The sequence below is a fragment of the Acinetobacter sp. ANC 4779 genome, from assembly GCF_004331055.1.
Lineage (GTDB): Bacteria > Pseudomonadota > Gammaproteobacteria > Pseudomonadales > Moraxellaceae > Acinetobacter.
Map to the genome: position 1 here is coordinate 200,099 of NZ_SJNU01000001.1, position 14,440 is coordinate 214,538.

General features: G+C 38.3%; 12 protein-coding genes and 3 pseudogenes. 10 read left to right on the forward strand and 5 right to left on the reverse strand.

What is annotated here, in order from left to right:
* The first annotated feature begins 408 nt into the window (after positions 1–408).
* From E0H80_RS00980 to E0H80_RS00990, 3 genes are read left to right on the forward strand one after another with little or no spacing between them, the layout of a single operon-like run.
* Complete coding sequence (locus tag E0H80_RS00980) at positions 409–765, forward strand: hypothetical protein (RefSeq protein WP_131362395.1); 357 nt, start codon at positions 409–411, stop codon at positions 763–765.
* 1 nt (position 766) lies between these two features.
* Positions 767–2,488 (forward strand): PepSY-associated TM helix domain-containing protein, encoded by a 1,722-nt coding sequence (locus E0H80_RS00985; protein ID WP_131362397.1) that lies wholly within the window; start codon positions 767–769, stop codon positions 2,486–2,488.
* Positions 2,485–2,823 carry a DUF3325 domain-containing protein gene (locus E0H80_RS00990; protein ID WP_131362399.1) on the forward strand — a complete coding sequence of 113 codons (339 nt, stop codon included), beginning with the start codon at positions 2,485–2,487 and terminating at the stop codon, positions 2,821–2,823. The genes E0H80_RS00985 and E0H80_RS00990 overlap by 4 nt, the downstream gene beginning before the upstream one ends.
* 512 nt (positions 2,824–3,335) lie before the next feature.
* Here E0H80_RS00990 and E0H80_RS00995 read toward each other — a convergent pair.
* The 4 genes and pseudogenes from E0H80_RS00995 to E0H80_RS01010 all read right to left on the reverse strand — a co-directional run bounded on the left by E0H80_RS00995 (position 3,336) and on the right by E0H80_RS01010 (position 6,609).
* Positions 3,336–4,539 (reverse strand): annotated as a pseudogene (locus E0H80_RS00995) (3-oxoadipyl-CoA thiolase).
* Positions 4,540–4,630: 91 nt separating this feature from the next.
* Positions 4,631–5,248, reverse strand: a complete 618-nt coding sequence (locus tag E0H80_RS01000) for a glutathione S-transferase family protein (protein WP_067867947.1) — start codon at positions 5,246–5,248, stop codon at positions 4,631–4,633.
* 16 nt (positions 5,249–5,264) lie between these two features.
* Positions 5,265–6,017 carry an IclR family transcriptional regulator gene (locus E0H80_RS01005; RefSeq protein ID WP_067867949.1) on the reverse strand — a complete coding sequence of 251 codons (753 nt, stop codon included), beginning with the start codon at positions 6,015–6,017 and terminating at the stop codon, positions 5,265–5,267.
* 13 nt (positions 6,018–6,030) lie between these two features.
* Entirely contained in the window at positions 6,031–6,609 is a 579-nt protein-coding gene (locus E0H80_RS01010; protein WP_228259925.1) for a VOC family protein, read from the reverse strand.
* Positions 6,610–6,688: 79 nt separating this feature from the next.
* On the opposite strand from E0H80_RS01010, the gene E0H80_RS01015 reads away from it, so the two are divergent.
* The 6 genes from E0H80_RS01015 to E0H80_RS01040 all read left to right on the forward strand — a co-directional run bounded on the left by E0H80_RS01015 (position 6,689) and on the right by E0H80_RS01040 (position 13,149).
* On the forward strand, positions 6,689–7,540 hold the full coding sequence (locus E0H80_RS01015; protein ID WP_067867955.1) for a fumarylacetoacetate hydrolase family protein: 852 nt from the start codon (positions 6,689–6,691) through the stop codon (positions 7,538–7,540).
* Positions 7,541–7,602: 62 nt separating this feature from the next.
* Positions 7,603–9,087 carry a bifunctional 3-(3-hydroxy-phenyl)propionate/3-hydroxycinnamic acid hydroxylase gene (locus E0H80_RS01020; RefSeq protein ID WP_067867957.1) on the forward strand — a complete coding sequence of 495 codons (1,485 nt, stop codon included), beginning with the start codon at positions 7,603–7,605 and terminating at the stop codon, positions 9,085–9,087.
* A gap of 54 nt (positions 9,088–9,141) precedes the next feature.
* Positions 9,142–10,506, forward strand: a complete 1,365-nt coding sequence (locus E0H80_RS01025; RefSeq protein ID WP_067867960.1) for an MFS transporter — start codon at positions 9,142–9,144, stop codon at positions 10,504–10,506.
* Positions 10,499–11,182: a 3-oxoacid CoA-transferase subunit A gene (locus tag E0H80_RS01030; RefSeq protein ID WP_067867963.1), complete on the forward strand. Its 684-nt coding sequence runs from the start codon at positions 10,499–10,501 to the stop codon at positions 11,180–11,182. Before E0H80_RS01025 ends, E0H80_RS01030 begins: the two co-directional genes overlap by 8 nt.
* Positions 11,183–11,184: 2 nt before the next feature.
* Positions 11,185–11,856, forward strand: a complete 672-nt coding sequence (locus E0H80_RS01035) for a 3-oxoacid CoA-transferase subunit B (protein ID WP_067867965.1) — start codon at positions 11,185–11,187, stop codon at positions 11,854–11,856.
* 72 nt (positions 11,857–11,928) lie between these two features.
* Positions 11,929–13,149, forward strand: coding sequence for an OprD family outer membrane porin (locus E0H80_RS01040; protein WP_131362401.1), 1,221 nt, complete (start codon positions 11,929–11,931; stop codon positions 13,147–13,149).
* Positions 13,150–13,314: 165 nt separating this feature from the next.
* Here the strand turns inward: E0H80_RS01040 and E0H80_RS01045 are convergent.
* Positions 13,315–13,677, reverse strand: a pseudogene (locus E0H80_RS01045) (recombinase family protein); the annotation flags it as partial.
* A 54-nt stretch (positions 13,678–13,731) separates the two neighbouring features.
* On the opposite strand from E0H80_RS01045, the pseudogene E0H80_RS01055 reads away from it, so the two are divergent.
* Positions 13,732–14,436, forward strand: a pseudogene (locus E0H80_RS01055) (IS6 family transposase).
* Positions 14,437–14,440: the final 4 nt, after the last annotated feature.

Here is a 14,440-nt window from a genome sequence, read left to right on the forward strand (position 1 = left end):
ACCAACTGACCTATCAGTTTTAGGCAATAAACTGCAATTATAGTAGGTTTACTAGTAATTTAAATCTAAAGAAAAATTATAAATTTTTTTGGGGGATGTGTTATTGAGCCTGCCTCAATTTATTACTTGGTTAATATATATGATTTTTAAATCCCCCTAAAATTAACATAATTCTGATTATATGAGGCCCAAAAGAGAGATTATGGCTCCCTTTTCTCTGATTTTTATTAAATTGCTAAACATAAATTGGTTCTAAAGTGGAATGCAGCAGTCACTCACAATTTATACCTGAATTTAACGTGACATTGGTAACCCTAATAAACTTGCAATAATAACTTTAATAATACATATAATAATTGTTATCATTCGCATCTACATTGCTTAATAAATTTATATATAGAATTTTCGATGATGAGTAGTCCGAATATGCATGCAATAGCGACTGAAACAGTTACTGCACCGAATCCGTCGAGCAAAAATAAAGTCAAAGCAAATATGCTGGCTTATCGTGGGATGATTTTATATCGCTTTATTCTGGCGGGTGTCGGCGGTTATATCCTTGCCTCACTGGCAGCCATTGTGATTGCCCAGTTATTTATGGATGCTGGAAACAGTGCAGCTATGTCGGCCACCCTGATTGGTTTTAGCTTAAATACCGCAGCCTTTATCTGGGTATTTATGGTGAACAAGACCATGAAGGCTACACTCGGGATCGTGATTCCTAGTGTTTTGCTCTATATCGCCTATAAGCTTTTAGGAAATTAAGATGAGAGTCGATGCAAAACAGGAAGGGCCACGCCAGTCGATGTCATGGTTGCATACTTGGGCTAGCCTGATTCTAGGCTGGCTTTTATATGCGATCTTCTTGACCGGAACCTTGAGTTTTTTCCAGAATGAAATCAGCGTCTGGATGAAACCTGAATTTCATCAGTCAGTCCCGCAAAAGACCCAGATCGAACAGACTCGTGTGGCATTGGCTTATCTGCAACAACATCATCCTGATGCTGGCAGTTGGGCGATTCAGCTTCCAAACTCACGCCAAAATACTACCACACTCAATATTCGCAGCGCCGGTGATGATCCTCGTGCACGTCGTGGCGGTACTCGCGTAACCATTGACAGTGCAACTGGCGAAGTTTTGCAAGCCCGAGCAACACGCGGCGGTTCATTCTTATACCGTTTTCATTTTGAACTGTACGGCCTGCCCCGGATCTGGGCGCGCTGGATTGTCGGTATTGCAACCCTGCTGATGCTGGTGGCGATCATCAGTGGTGTGATTACCCATAAGAAAATCTTTAAGGATTTCTTTACCTTCCGTCCAGGCAAAGGTCAACGTTCTTGGTTAGATGCTCATAATGCGACAGCGGTATTTGCCCTACCCTTTCATATCATGATTACCTTTAGCGGTTTATTACTACTGCTCTTTCCTCTAATGCCTTGGGGTGTTAACCAGATTTATGAAAATCGTGGCGCATTTCTGCAAGATCAGCGTAAGAGCCTGATTCAGGAGAATAGTATTCAGACTGAACCCCGTGACGGTGCACAACACCGACCGCGAGGCGAAGGAGAAAATCGTAGTGGGCGCAGCGAAATGTCTGCACCTGGTGAAGGCCGTGGTTTGCGTGGTGATGCATCACCTGCACGCCCTGCCCCATTGACAGATCTGGAACCTATCCTTGCAGCAGCAGAAAAGCAATGGAAAAACAATCCTGTTACTACAATAAATATCATCCAGCCAAATACAGCCAAAGCCGAAATTGAACTTCGTGCCTTAAATGGGGTCAGCGTAGCTTATCGTAATGTTTATCCAAGTCTTGCTTTCAATGGCGTGACAGGTGAATTAAAGCCGGATCAAACCACATTAAAAATGCCTTCGGTCGCAAATGGTATCTACAATATATTGACCACATTGCATGAAGCACGTGGCGTGGACTTGGCTCTACGCTGGTTATTGTTCATGTCTGGTGTGGTCGGCACCTTGATGATTGCGACCGGTTTAATTCTGTGGTGTGTCAAACGTGCACCGCAACAACAGAAGCAAGGATATAAATCCTTTGGTTATCGTCTTGTGGAAGTGACCAATATCGCTGCTATTATTGGTTTACCGATTGCCTGTGCTGCCTACTTTTATGCCAATCGTTTTATTCCGGCAGACATGGGCATGCGTTTGAACTGGGAGATTCGTAGCTTCTTTATCGTCTGGTTGCTGACTTTGCTGTATGCCATGATTCGTAGCAGTCGACAAGCTTGGCTAGAGCTTCTCCTGCTGGCAACTGTGGCATTCGCATTGTTGCCAATCATTAATTTCCTGACTGGCGGTCAGGCAATCTGGAATACTGTCCTGAATGGTCAATGGATGATTGCTTCTTTTGATCTGGCGATGTGGGTGCTTGCAATCCTGTTCTGGTTTGCCTTTAAGAAAGTGAAAAACCATAAAGGCTTGCCGCCGAAAAAATCCAAAGCGATGCTCAAGGAGAATCAGGAATGATGTTCTTCTTATTGATTTGGGCTTTGACGTCTCTCGGTTTTTTTACACTTGCCGCGTCGATGTCCAAACATCAAAAACAGATCTTTGCTCAAGAATTAGATACTTCCAAAACCAGACTGGCCAGCATTCTTGGCTGGGTGATATTGATTCTGGCACTCACCTTGTGTCTGTTCGCTGGTACAGTTAGCAATATGATCAGTTATTGGCTAGGCAGTCTAACTTTTGCAGCATTGGTCGTTGGTTTAAGTCTGAGTTATCTGGAAAGCAAAATTAAAATGATAGTGATGATCTGTGTGCTCATTATTTTAATCTCAGGGATTCTGTACTTAATCTAATTATTTGATTTATCAATCTCTTTTAAAAAGCTGATCTACGGATTGGCTTTTTTACTTTAAACTTTTAGTCTACACATAATATTTTGAGATGCTGATATGACCAGCGTGTTTCTCTCTGCTGCCCTGACCAATCTTGCCTTAGCCGGCCATGCTGAAGCGCAAAATTCGAATTGGCTGAACTGTATATGTATCGCTTAAACCGAGAATCAAAAATTTTCTGTATATCCATATTTCATGTCTAAATTATGCATCAATGTAATAATTTTTAGAGTAAGAAAAATAGCCGAAATAGGGCACTGTTGCAAATAGCCTGACAAACAAGATATTTAGCTTAGCATGTCAGGCTATTTGCAACAGTGCCAGGAAAAGCCCTTTAGAAAAAGTGGTCTGGTTATTATCATCGTCGAAGTTTGGTGGAAACCAAGATGCATTGCATCAAATTATTAGGCGACAAAGCCTACCTAACTTAAAAATCTGTTCAGGCTACACATTCTTACGTGATTAAGTATTTTTTATATACGTTCAATCACCATTGCCAATCCTTGACCAACACCAATACACAAACTAATAACAGCATATTTTTTTTGACTACGTTGTAATTCACGTGCAACTGTGAGAGTCAAACGGGCACCTGAAGCACCAAGTGGATGTCCCAAAGCAATTGCGCCACCATTTGGATTTACACGTGAATCTTTAAAATCTACATTTAGACCTTTTAAACAGGATAATACTTGAGAAGCAAAAGCTTCATTAATTTCAATAATATCCATTTCATCTAGGCTCAACTCTGCACGTTTTAGTGCAAGTTTTATGGCTTCAATTGGACCTGCACCCATAATGCGTGGTTCAATTCCCATTGCAGCAGAAGCTAGGATTTTTGCGATAGGTTTACGACCGATAATTTTTTCAGCATCTTTTGATCCAATAATAAGGGCAACCGCACCATCGTTTATCCCAGAGGCATTCCCCGCTGTTACAACACCACCTTCGAACAAGGATTTTAGTTTAGTCAATGATTCAATTTGACTGTTCAAACAGTGGATGTTCATCTTCAATTAAATCCACATGAGGAAGCTTCTTTCCTTGATTAATTTGTATGGGAGTAATTTCTTCATCAAAAAATCCTGCTTCTTTAGCTTTTTGATATTTATGTTGAGATGCTAATGCAAATTCATCAGCTTGCTGACGAGTAATGCCAAATTCATGAGCAACGTTATCCCCTGTTTTAGGCATTGTGTCATCACCAAAGGAAGATTCGATCTGAGGATTTGAAAAGCGTGCGCCAATAGTTGTATCAAATACTTTTATATCACGAGAGAAAGCTTGCTCTGACTTCCCCATAACAAAGGGAGCACGTGACATACTTTCTACACCACCCGCAATATAAATATCACCTTCACCACAAGTAATTGCACGAGCAGAATCAATCACAGCAGCCAAGCCACTCGCACATAAACGATTCACTGTTTGAGCAGGTGTCTTAACATCTAAACCTGCAAGTAATACTGCATGACGTGCAATATTACGGCTGTCCTCACCTGCTTGGTTCGAATTTCCGAAAATCACATCATCAATAGAATCTTTAGATAAATTATTTTTTTCAATCAAAGCTTTAATGACTAAAGCAGCCAAATCATCAGGGCGAACTTTTGCAAGGACTCCTCCATGTTTTCCAAAAGCAGATCTTAATCCATCATATATATATGCATTTAACATTTAGCCTTCCTTTAGCTAGGGATTTAATAAAGATAAATTTAAAAATTATGTAGATTTTGTTGATAACGTAATTAATACTTTTGTCTAAAAATCAATCTTCCGCTGGGATTATATTTTTAAAAGCATCACGACTGATTAATGCTGCATACCACCGTTCTATTGTGGGAAAATTATGATTTTTTTTCACCTTGATTTTATTCCAGCTATGAAAATAACTTCCCAATGCTATGTCAGCCACTGAAAAATCTTCTCCTGCAATCATCTTGTTATATTTAAGATGTTCATTTAGCAATTCTAATTTTTGCTCAAATACCAAAATTGCGTTGGATAATACATCTACATTTTGTTGATCTTTTGGAAGCTTGAGTTGCAACATGATGGTTCTAAAATTTGGAACAAGAGTACTCAAACACCAATCCATCCATTTTTCAGCAGAGTAGCGAATTTCTATATCAGATAAATAAATTGATTGCTTTCCGTATTTCTCTACTAGAAATCGGAGAATTGTATTTGACTCCCAAAGTAAAAAGTTATTATCTTTTAAACATGGTACTAAAGCATTAGGATTCATATTTAAGTATTCACTACTTGTAATCAACCCATATTGACCACCTGCCAAAATATGCTCAAATGGTAAATTTAATTCATGCAAACACCAAATAACTTTACGGACATTGGTGGAATCTGGACGTCCCCAAACTGTAATCAAAGCACACCTCTTATCATTAATCTGAATCTATTTTCTTGAATTCACTTTCAATAAATTTTGCAGATTGACTCAATATATCGACAATAGTTTCAATATTTATAAGATTAAAACGTTTTACTGACCCCACAATACTGAGTGAGATTGGAAAAGCTCTATTTGAATAAATGATTGGGACCGAAATGGCACCTAAATGCGATTCCAATTCACCCTTTGAAAAGTAATAGCCTTGCTTTTTAATTTCATTCAGCTTTTGAATAAACGTCGCTTCATCTTGCGCAAAATCAGATGTAAGAAATTGCTCATTATATTTTTGAAAAATTGATTTTTGAATTTTCGTAGCGGTATGGGCGAGGATAACTTTTGGTGCTGCACCCGCATAAGCAGGTCTTGGTCGTCCCCGTCCATATGCTAATAAAGTCGTTTCCTTACAACTTTCATGATAAATATCCAAACAATAGTCTTCATGAAATTGTGTTAAACAGCAATTGAATTCAGTCTGTTCCACAATATCTTTCATTACCGGAATACTTAATTGAATAATGGGATTAGAGCGTTGGGCAATATAATCCATTACTGAAATACGTGGACCTAAAGTGTATTGTCCCCCATACAGACGTTCCAAAAGACCATGTACGACCAAGTCTTTAATATATCGGTAACCTGTAGGCTTTGAAAATTCTAATTTTTCACAAATGGTGTCTGCATCCAAAACAGGTTGTTCTATTGTGAATAACGTCAAAATTTGCAACATATTGTTGGATGTAGACATTCTTTTCCTCGATTTAGCTAGCTGACATTAATTGTTGCATTCTACCTTCCCACTCCACTCTTGGGCAAAAACCTGGTAGTTCCCTAGCATGACCTTCCACAATATTCATGATTGTTTGAGTATCTAATGTCAAATCTAAGGGAACTTTCATTGGTTGTGAAACATACCACGGGGTATCGATAAATAATTCTAAGCGATTTCCCTCAGGATCTGGTGCATAGAATGAGATTGCATTGCCATGGGTAATAGCATCAATATTTGGGACATTCAATGCTTTAAAATTCAAAAATAATTCTTGCAAGGTTTCTAAAGAATCTGCTTCTAAAGATATTTGATTTATTGGATTAAAAATATTTTCTTCTGGACGTCCACTTGCCAACACAATTTGATGATGTGTTTTCGGATCACGACTTAAAAACACGAGTTGCACTTTACCTCGTGATGTATCGAGATCACCCCGATCCGTCACAAAAAAATTTAAAACCTTAGTGTAAAAATCTTCCATTTTTTCAAGATCTTTCACATATATTCCAATATGGCTAAAGCTGAGTCCTTTCATATTTTTCTCAATAATTGATAAAAGTGTTGACACAACATTATATCTTTGGAATTATTGTGTCAATCTTTATCGATTATTGATAATTATTTTAAACCCACCAAGGACGACCCTTATGAAATTATTAAGTTTTAGCGTAAATGGCGAACAATCTTTCGGTTTAATCAAAAATGACTCTGTCATTGATTTAAAAAAGAAATTAAATGGCAAATTTGAAGATTTAAAAAGCTTACTTGCAGTAGAAAATTTAGCTGAAACGATTCAGTCGATTGAAAATACTGAAAGTGATTACGCTTTAACAGATATTCAATTTGAACCCGTGATTCCTAATCCAGGTCAAATTTTCTGTATCGGTTTGAACTATGGTGAACATGTAAAAGAAACTCAACGTGAAATTACTGAAAAACCAATGATCTTTATGCGCTTGGCACCATCACAAGTCGGCCACAACCAACCCCTATTAAGACCTGTTGAAGGTGAGCAATTTGACTATGAAGGTGAGATTGCCATTGTGATTGGTAAAGGTGGTCGTCGTATTTCAAAAGAAAACGCGTGGGATCATATCGCTGGTTACTCGTGCTACAACGATGGTTCAGTACGTGATTGGCAACGACATACTTCGCAATGGGGCCCAGGTAAAAATTTCTTCCAGACTGGTGGCTTTGGTCCGTGGTTAGTAACAAGTGATGAAATCAAAGCAAATGAAACGATGACTTTAATTACTCGTGTTAATGGACAAGAAGTACAGCGTGCACTCACCACACAGTTAATTCACGATATTCCATCTTTAATTAACTACATCTCAACGTTTACCCCACTCAGTGCAGGTGATGTGATTGTCAGCGGTACACCAGGTGGTATTGGTTTAAAACGTACCCCACCTCTTTTGCTTAAAGAAGGTGATGTTGTTGAAATTGAAGTGGATAAAGTTGGAGTACTTAAGAACGTTATTAAAAATGATGGATAAATAAGAAATGGGGCTTTTTAAATGAATTTAAAAAGCCCCAATAATCGTAAAGGAAATCGAAAATGGATTTACAAAAAAATTATGATATTGCAATTGTAGGCTACGGTCCTACTGGAGTCACATTAGCAAACTTATTGATTAAAATGGGATTAGAAGTTCTCGTTATTGAACGTGAGCCTGCCATTTTACAACTTCCACGTGCTATTCGTTTTGATGCTGAATGTATGCGTGTTTTCCAAACCATTGGCATCACTGAAAAACTTCTTGAAGAAATTGCACCTGGTCCAGGTATGAAGTTCGAAGATGCTGAAGGTAATTTATTAATTACTTGGGAGCGACCTACTACTAAAGGTATCCATCAATGGAGCTCAGCATATCGAATCCATCAACCAGATTTAGAAGCTGTCTTACGCGCTAAAATTCATGACCATAATTTGCTGGATCTTAAATTACGCCATGAAGTGTTTAAAATTGATGAGCATGCAAATGCTTGTACAATCCATTATGAAAACTTAGCCAATGGCACGCTTCACCAAGCTCAAGCAAAATTTGTGGTGGGGTGTGATGGTGCTCGCTCATTAGTACGTCGTTTGATTGGGACAACATTTGAAGATTTAGACTTACATAGCAAATGGCTGGTTGTCGATTTTATTGCCCAGAATAGTACCAATGACATGGGTGATTATAGTATCCAACTCTGTGACCCAAAACGTCCAATGAGTTATATCAAAGGTACAGGCATGCGCCGACGTTGGGAAATCATGGTCATGCCAGAAGATGATGTACAGCAACTTGCTACAGCTGAAAGTATCTGGAAGCTTTTGGAAAAATATATTCGTCCAGAAGATGCAATTATCGAACGTTCTGCTGTTTATACATTTCATGCACTTATCGCAAAAAAATGGTGTAAAAATCGGTTAATCATTGCTGGTGATGCTGCTCATCAAACTCCACCCTTTATGGGCCAAGGTATGGCAGCAGGTATCCGTGATGCTGCAAACTTGGCATGGAAGCTAAATGAATCAATTCAACACAACAACCTTGGCTTAATTGAAAGCTATTATTCTGAACGTCTTTCACATGTCACAGAATTTGTTAATGGTGCAGTTAATTTCGGAAAAATTATTCAAAATTATTGTGAAGATGCTGAATTCCAACAACAAGTGAATCAACTGAAAAACTTTATCACCCCGACACCACAGCTTGGACAAGGATTTTATATAACTGGAGATAAGTTAAGCGGGCAGATTTCACCTCAGTTTCTACTTATAAATGATCAGCTAAGTGATGAAATTGTTGGTTATCAAAATGCACTATTTATTCACCCGGAATTTAAACATCTTATCGATGATCTTAATCTCGATCATATAGAACATCTGGTGACCTTAATTGCTGACTCTACCCAACCTAAACAATGGCTTGAAGATAATCAGGCTATTGCCATTTTGGTACGTCCCGATCGATATATATTTGGGCAAGCCAATAACCGAAAAACTTTAGAAGACTTAATGAAGGCTGCAAACCTATACGATTTAGCAATAATTTAACTCTAACTAGGCGATTTATTCGCCTATTCCATATTGTGTTCAAAGGAAGAAACGATGGAATCAAATCAAAATAATGCATCTTTTAATACACATGGTAAGCAAGACCAGGAAAAACTAAATTTTGTCATAAAAAAAGTTCATAAAAAATTGCTCTACTTTCTCTTAATTTTATTTATTTTTTCTTTTCTAGATAGAATTAATATCGGTTTTGTTGGCAAACAACTTAGTGCAGACTTAGGTCTAACTGCATTAAGCTTTGGCCTGGCTAATACCATTTTTTATATCTTTTATATTTGTTTTGGTATGCCAAGCAACTTGGCGTTGCGAAAATTAGGTACTCGAATTTGGATTGGATTCATCATTATTGTTTGGGGGGTTGCATCAAGTTGTACTGCCTTTGCTACAGATGAAAAATCGCTATACATCATTCGAGCGATTGTGGGTATTGCTGAAGCAGGTTTTATGCCTGGCATGCTACTGTATTTAACCCAGTGGTTCCCCTCTAGCCATCGTTCTAGAGCAAATGCAATCTTTATGTTAGCTATGCCATTTACTGCGATGTTTGGCTCTGTGGTTACTGGTTTCATTTTAAATATGCATGACTTTCAGGGGCTATCAGGATGGCAATGGGTATTTTTGTTGGAAGGCTTACCATGTATAATTCTAGGTTTTATTGTTTTTGCTAAACTTCCAAATACGCCTAAAGATGCCAAATGGCTGAATGAGGATGAAAAAAATATTCTCATAAATGCGCTTGAAAAAGAGCAGACAAATGAAAAATCTAAATCCACGGTAAAAAGTAGCTCGTTCTCTTTTATTAACTCTTCCGTTATCCGCTGTGCATTAGTCTATTTTTGTATCGTAACCACGTGTGGCATGATCAATATATGGGTGCCTCAAATTGTTTCAACCGCTTTACCTAATGCTAGTACTGTAATGACTGGTATTGTTGTTGCAATACCTCATCTCGTCACTATTTTTGCCCTATTTTTTCTATGCAGTCATTCCGATAAAAAACAAGAACGCTATTGGCATACCTTTATTCCAATGCTTTTAGGCGGTATAGGTTGGCTCATGGCAGCATATCTTCAGATAGGAAGTCTGCAACTGATTGGCCTATGTCTAGCATGTATGGCAGGTTTCAGTACCATGGGCATTTTCTGGGCTTTTGCTGATGAAAGCCTTGATAACAGTGCCAAATTCTTAGGGATTGCGTTTATTAATGCTGTTGGTAATTCAGCAACCATTGTTAGCTCATTCTTAATCGGCTTCTTAAAAGATCTAACTCAATCATTTGCAACAGGCATGCTTTACGGCAGTACTTTAATGTTTATTGGAGCTGTCATCATGTTGAGTTTTGCACTGAAGAGAAATCAACAGAGAAAAAACTTAGAAAACGGAATTTATATCAATGACTAAAATCACAACATCAATTGTGGATTTAATGCAAAACATCAAAGATGGTTCGACCATTTTAATTAGTGGATTCGGTACCGCTGGACAGCCAGCAGAGTTAATTGATGTTCTCATCGAAACCGGTGTAAAAGATCTCACAATTGTTTGTAATAATGCTGGTAATGGCGATTATGGACTTGCCAAATTGCTCAAAGCAGGACAAGTCAAAAGAATGGTCTGCTCCTTCCCCCGCCAAGCTGATTCTTATGTATTTGATGAGCTGTATCATGCAGGAAAAGTGGAACTTGAATTGGTTCCACAAGGAAATTTAGCTTGTCGAATTCAAGCTGCAGGTATGGGTCTTGGGGCTATTTTCACCCCCACTGGATTTGGAACCTTGCTGGCTGAAGGCAAAGAAACCCGTGAAATTGATGGGAAAGACTATGTTCTAGAGCATCCGATTAAAGCAGATTTTGCTTTAATCAAAGCGCATAAAGGGGACCGTTGGGGTAATTTAGTTTACAACAAATCTGCGCGTAATTTTGGTCCCATCATGGCAATGGCAGCCGAAGTCACAATCGCACAAGTGAATGAAATTGTTGAATTGGGTGCTTTAGACCCAGAACACATCATCACACCAGGAATATTTGTACAACATGTTGTACAGCTAAATCCTGTAGAACTTAGCAACGCAGGTTAACAATGAGCTATAGCAAACTTTCTCGTGATCAGATTGCAGCACGTGTTGCACAGGATATTCCTGATGGCGCCTATGTAAACTTAGGCATTGGTTTACCTACTAAGATTTCAAATTATCTACCCAATGATAAAGAAATTTTTCTACATTCTGAAAATGGCTTATTGGCCTTTGGCCCTGCTCCGGAAGCAGGTTCAGAAGATCCAGATCTAATTAATGCTGGCAAAGAATCTGTCACCATGCTCACTGGCGGAAGCTTTTTCCATCATGGGGATTCTTTTGCCATCATGCGTGGTGGACATCTGGATATATGTGTTTTGGGCGCTTTTCAAGTGGCTGAAAATGGAGACTTAGCCAATTGGCACACAGGGGAAGCTGATGCTATTCCAGCTGTCGGTGGTGCCATGGATTTAGCTGTAGGAGCAAAGAAAGTTTTCGTCACCATGGATCATACGACCAAAACTGGTGCTGCAAAAATTGTTAAATCCTTAACTTATCCTGTAACTGGAAAACATTGTGTAGATCGAATCTATACCGACCTTTGCGTGATTGATGTGACTAAACAAGGCCTAGTCGTCACTGAAAAAGTGGATGGAATAAGTTTTAAAGAGTTACAAGCCTTGACCGAGGCTCCGCTAATCGATGCTACTTGTGTTGAGCAAACCAGGTCAGCATAAAACTAAGACAAAATAAATTAAAAAACCACTCCCCTTAAAAGGTATTAAGGGGAAAATCATAAGGATAGAATGATGAAAATTCAAAATCTCGTATTAGCGATAATGGCCTTTGCTTGCCTAAATTCTGCAACCCAAGCAGCTTTTATTGAAGATACCAAAGGACAAATCTATTTAAAAAACTTTTACTTCGATCGAGATTATAGTGATCAAACCACGGACTTAAGTAACTGGTCTCAAGCTGTCAGCTTATTTGTTAATTCTGGATATACCGACACACCTATTCAAATGGGCTTAGATTTATCAGCTCGTTATGCTTATCGTTTAAGTCCAGCAAAAGATATTGTAGATAACGTCATGCCGTATGATGAGTATGATCATAAACAGGCACAAGACCAATTAAAATTGGGGGGTGCAATTAAACTTAAATATTCAAATACTGAACTAAAAATTGGTGAATTCACTCCCAAATTACCAATTGTTCATACTGATGTAGCTATGCAGCTACCGACGACTTTCCTAGGCGGAATGATAGAGTCTACCGATATTAAAAATACAAAAATTACTGCTGGTCGCCTAACTAAAGTCAGTGGTCGTAATGCTGAAGATTACTCGAAATTTCAACTCAGCAATGGTACAACCAAGGCCAAAACTGATGCACTTAATTTTATCGGAGCTGACTATGATTATAAAGATCAACAATTCAGATACTTTTTTGCCGATTTAGAGAATATTTATAATCAACATTTTCTAAGTTATGAATATCGTCATGCTTTTAATGAAAATTTACGCCTTAAATCTAACTTCTACCTGTTTGATACCTATGATTCAGGCGATTCATTAGAGGGAAATATCGATAGTTTAGCTTTAGCCACGATTCACATGCTGACTTACGGTAACCATACCTTTGGTGCTGGTTATAAACATATGAGTGGCGATACGAAATTTCCACTTTTAGCCAATTGGGTTCCACAACTGTATTTAGCCAATTGGTCTGTGGGCACCTATATGCAACAAGATGAACATTCTTGGCAAATTCGCTATGATTACGATTTTAAAGAAACACCCTTCAATGGTCTAAAATCAACACTACGTTATTACTACGGTGACAATATTAAAACCGCAACAGGAAATGATGGTATTGAAAAAGAGTTAGATTTTATTTTGAACTATGAATTTTCTCAGTCCAAACTAAAAGGATTTAGTCTCAGTTGGCTTATCGCAGATTATAAAAATAGTACATCCAAAGATTATTTAGAAAATAGGCTATCTGCTACATATACTCTAACTTTCTAAGTTCAACAATACTTCAAAATATAAGAATAAAAAAAGCAGCATTAAAAGCTGCTTTTTTTATTCTTATATTAGAAATTCGTGTAGCCCCCATATAGCCACACTATTTAAAGTCTAATATCGTATAACATTTTTATAAACTAATTATAGGCGCCAATTTCTATTAAGTTACTCGCCGGCATTTAAATACCGATATACTGCCTGACGACTAATTCCAAATGCTTGGCCTAATGCCATTTTTGAAGGATACTGCCCTTCCTTCCATGCTTGGCGTAAAGCATCAGCCTGAGCAGAATTCAATTTATGTACCCGGCCTTTGTACTTCCCTTGAGCAGAGGCTAGTTTAATTCCTTCCTTTTGTCGCTCTAAAATGATCTTACGTTCGAATTGTGCAAAAGCACCCATGAGTTGCAGCATCAAATTATCCATCGGGGTGGATTGAGCCGTAAAAGTAATATTTTCTTTTACAAACTGAATGGCAATCCCTCTTTTAACCAGTTTATCTACTTCAGTGACCAAATCTGGCACTGTTGCAAATAGAGACTAATGTTAAGCTAGATTATCTTTTAGCTAACGGATCAGCAGATGAGTGCTTTCCATGGTCGTCATTTTCAGGGTGAAATCATTCTTTGGGCCGTCCGTTGGTACTGCAAATATGGCATCAGCTATCGCGAACTTCAGGAAATGCTCGCTGAACGAGGAGTAAATGTCGATCACACCACGATTTATCGTTGAGTCCAGCGTTATGCTCCTGAAATGGAAAAACGTTTACGTTGGTATTGGCGTAATCCTACAGATCGACATTCATGGCATCTGGATGAAACTTACGTAAAACTGAATGGAAAATGGGCATATCTATACCGTGCAGTTGACCAACGTGGCCACACTCTTGATTTCTATCTTTCTGCTAGATGAAATACCCATTCAGCTTATTGTTTTCTTGGTAAGATTTTGAATCATGTCAAAAAATGGCAGATTCCACGAGTCATAAACACTGATAAGGCCCATACCTATGGCTGTGCTTTGTCGCGACTAAAACAGGAAGGAAAGTGTCCTCAAGACCTTGAGCATCGACAGATTAAATACAAGAATAACGTGATTGAATGTGATCATGGCAAGCTCAAACGGATCATCAAGGCTACGTTGGGATTCAAGTCTATGAAAACGGCTTATGCTACAATTAAAGGTATTGAAGTTATGCGTGCATTTCGTAAAGGATAAGCTTCAATATTTTATAAAGATAATCCTCAAGGAGAAGTGTGGCTAGTAAATAGAGTTTTCGGTCTCTAAGCTT

Bases quoted from the DNA above. Each gene is read 5' to 3' on its own strand.
- E0H80_RS00980 (WP_131362395.1), top strand. From the start codon at position 409: ATGATGAGTAGTCCGAATATGCATGCAATAGCGACTGAAACAGTTACT.
- E0H80_RS00985 (WP_131362397.1), top strand. From the start codon at position 767: ATGAGAGTCGATGCAAAACAGGAAGGGCCACGCCAGTCGATGTCATGG.
- E0H80_RS00990 (WP_131362399.1), top strand. From the start codon at position 2,485: ATGATGTTCTTCTTATTGATTTGGGCTTTGACGTCTCTCGGTTTTTTT.
- E0H80_RS01005 (WP_067867949.1), bottom strand. From the start codon at position 6,017: ATGTCTACATCCAACAATATGTTGCAAATTTTGACGTTATTCACAATA.
- E0H80_RS01015 (WP_067867955.1), top strand. From the start codon at position 6,689: ATGAAATTATTAAGTTTTAGCGTAAATGGCGAACAATCTTTCGGTTTA.
- E0H80_RS01020 (WP_067867957.1), top strand. From the start codon at position 7,603: ATGGATTTACAAAAAAATTATGATATTGCAATTGTAGGCTACGGTCCT.
- E0H80_RS01025 (WP_067867960.1), top strand. From the start codon at position 9,142: ATGGAATCAAATCAAAATAATGCATCTTTTAATACACATGGTAAGCAA.
- E0H80_RS01030 (WP_067867963.1), top strand. From the start codon at position 10,499: ATGACTAAAATCACAACATCAATTGTGGATTTAATGCAAAACATCAAA.
- E0H80_RS01035 (WP_067867965.1), top strand. From the start codon at position 11,185: ATGAGCTATAGCAAACTTTCTCGTGATCAGATTGCAGCACGTGTTGCA.
- E0H80_RS01040 (WP_131362401.1), top strand. From the start codon at position 11,929: ATGAAAATTCAAAATCTCGTATTAGCGATAATGGCCTTTGCTTGCCTA.